2 protein-coding genes are annotated in these 2637 nt (G+C 27.9%); both read right to left on the bottom strand.

Annotated features, from left to right (window positions below):
- Positions 1 to 229 precede the first annotated feature (229 nt).
- Positions 230 to 721, bottom strand: a complete 492-nt coding sequence (locus tag AQ1689_RS07865) for a HEPN domain-containing protein (protein ID WP_101955725.1) — start codon at positions 719 to 721, stop codon at positions 230 to 232.
- Positions 714 to 1844 carry a DUF262 domain-containing protein gene (locus AQ1689_RS07870; RefSeq protein WP_101955726.1) on the bottom strand — a complete coding sequence of 377 codons (1131 nt, stop codon included), beginning with the start codon at positions 1842 to 1844 and terminating at the stop codon, positions 714 to 716. The genes AQ1689_RS07865 and AQ1689_RS07870 overlap by 8 nt, the downstream gene beginning before the upstream one ends.
- Between the last annotated feature and the right edge of the window lie 793 nt (positions 1845 to 2637).

Raw genomic sequence — 2637 nt, forward strand, 5'->3', positions numbered from 1 at the left:
CAAAGACTTGAGGCTCTCCTTTATCAACCTGTTCCATAAGGCAGTCAAAACATATTAAATCTAATAGCATCATATTTTTTCAGCTTGTGCACAACGTTTTTATATATGGTTTGTTGCGTTTTTCGAGCAACTAATTTAGTAAATAAAAACGGAATAGAAAATCCCCTAAGGATTTTCGTAAGTAGGCTCGTACTAGCAATAAATTATATATGGTGTTGGGCACTGCCTTTTATTCAGAAACAACTTCATCTAGTATTTTCATAATTTCAACTGAATCCATAAAATAATCTTTAATATTTTCAAATGTTGCAGAAGGTGTATCTCCGTGTGCAAATGAATTTCTTGCAAGGTTTAGAGAGTCGATTGATGCTTTTATTCTTTCACAATCTGCGATGTCATTTAACTTTTGATTAAAATTTGTTTTCCAATTTGGATCAAATTTTTTCAAAGTAGTTGATATATTTTGTCTATTAGGATTCATTGAGCTATTTCTTATGGTATTATCAATGAAATTTGTTATTTGTGAACTATGTCCAGAATGTGAGTCAGAAATTATTGTTTTAAAACAAAATTCAATAGTTCCACACGCTCTAACAATAGAATATTTAGTTAAAAAAGGAACTATTGGTGACATATGACCGTGTCCTTGTATTAGATGATAAATACGTTGTAATTCTTCTGTACATATATCAATACTATTTTGAGCTTCTTGATTATTCATAGTTTATACCAAATAAATAATTTAAAGCTAAATTAATTCTTCCGTGAATATGTGAAATTTGCATAGTTCCTTCTGATGTAAATTTTCTATAATCTTCATCTTGTAATAATTCTAATCTTTTTGATTCTAAATTATTAGTAGGAATATCAGAACCTAATTTTTCTAACGCAATAGAAACAGCTGGACAAATTGAATCAAATATCGTAGGATAAAATCTCTTTCTTATTTTGGTTTCATCTCCACTTGTTATATTATAGAATGAATTTTCTCCAATGTGAGTTAAAATAAAACTCATTACTTTATTAAATTTATCTCTTCTTTCTGCAATTACTGCGTCATTTTGAGAGTTTTTAGACCCCATAAATTCATTTAAATATTTTTTTAATGAAATACTTGAAGATTCATTGTTTTTGATAAAAGTAGTATCTAAAGCTAGAAATCTTAAAATAAATTCAATATCTCTCATTCTCGAATCTTCTTCTTTGCCAAACAAATGTCTCCAATCTTCATTTTTATTTAATTCAAATAATAAATTATTAAAAGCTCCTTGACTAACACAGTTTCTAATTTCTTGTGGCATTAACGCTCTACCTCCAGTATTAATTCTTTCAAAAACTTGATATAGACTTGTGTCATTATCATTTGGTGATTTTTGTTCGAATATTATTGCGTGAATTGTGGTACTTCTAATTTTTCTTTGTTCTTGTTCTGTTAATTCTTTAAAAGATTTACCTCTCCAACGTTCATTTATTTTTTCAGTATTTGATAACTTAAATACTTTTCCATCTTTTTTCCAAATTCCATTTTTCACATAGTCAAAAACGGTCATTATTCTCTGGTAACCATCTATAATTAACTTTTTGTTGTCTTTAGTATTTGCTAAAAAAATACTTGGAACAGGAAGCCCAAGAAGTATTGATTCTATAAAACGACTAGCTTCTGCTTTTTCCCAGACATAATAACGTTGTAATTCTGGCTTTAATAACTCATCTTCATCATACATTGATATTATTTCTCTAAATGATAAATCAGCACCCCAAGAATTAATATTATACAAATCATCATTAGAATATGAATCATTTTGTTCTTCCTTAATCTCTTCTATATATTCTTCTTCTTTCATTTTTAGTAGCGATGCTTTTTAGGTTGTGCCCAACGTTTTTATATATGGTTTGTTGCGTATTTCGAGCAACTAATTTAGTAAATAAAAATGGAATAGAAAATCCTTAAGGATTTTCGTAAATAGTTAATCACAAGCAATGAATTATATATGGTGTTGCAAGTAGTGATTTTCTAACTATATTTCTCATTTCTTAATTTTCTATTTTAAATTCTTCTATTTTAAATTCTTCTGTTTTATTTTTCCTTCTTTATTTACGCTTCAGTTTAAAATTCTGCATTAATTAATTTCCGCTTATTTATTCACGATTTATTTTCAGCGTTAAAATCTGCCTTTTTTCACGTTTCAGCTTAAAACTCCGCCTTAATTAATTTTCGCCTTTTATTCACGCTTCATTTTTCAGAGTTCAATTCTGTTTTTTTCTTTTTTAGTATTCATTTTCTAAAAATAAAGTAGAAGTCATTTTCAATTTTTCCAGCTGAATATTATTCAATATTAATTTCTAGAAAAGATAAATCACTAATTAGGAATTTCTGAGGAAATTCCGCCATTACTTGCAACGTTTTTGTATAAGATTAGTGGCGTGTTTAAGCACCTAATTTAGCAAATATACAACAGATAGGAAATCCGCAAGGATTTTCGTAAGTAGGCGAGGACTAGCCATTAATTTTATACGGCTTAAGTTTGTCTTTTAATACATTCTTAAGTTTGTCTTTTAATACATTTGATATATAATCAGAAAGAATAAAAGAGAGAATTAAGGTTACTATATACGGTGAAGCATTGACTTCGACAA

This window comes from Tenacibaculum finnmarkense, from assembly GCF_900239185.1.
In the GTDB taxonomy this organism is placed as follows: domain Bacteria; phylum Bacteroidota; class Bacteroidia; order Flavobacteriales; family Flavobacteriaceae; genus Polaribacter; species Polaribacter finnmarkensis.

Excerpts from the sequence above, each read along its gene's own strand:
- AQ1689_RS07865 (WP_101955725.1), bottom strand. The coding sequence starts at position 721 with ATGAATAATCAAGAAGCTCAAAATAGTATTGATATATGTACAGAAGAA.
- AQ1689_RS07870 (WP_101955726.1), bottom strand. The coding sequence starts at position 1,844 with ATGAAAGAAGAAGAATATATAGAAGAGATTAAGGAAGAACAAAATGAT.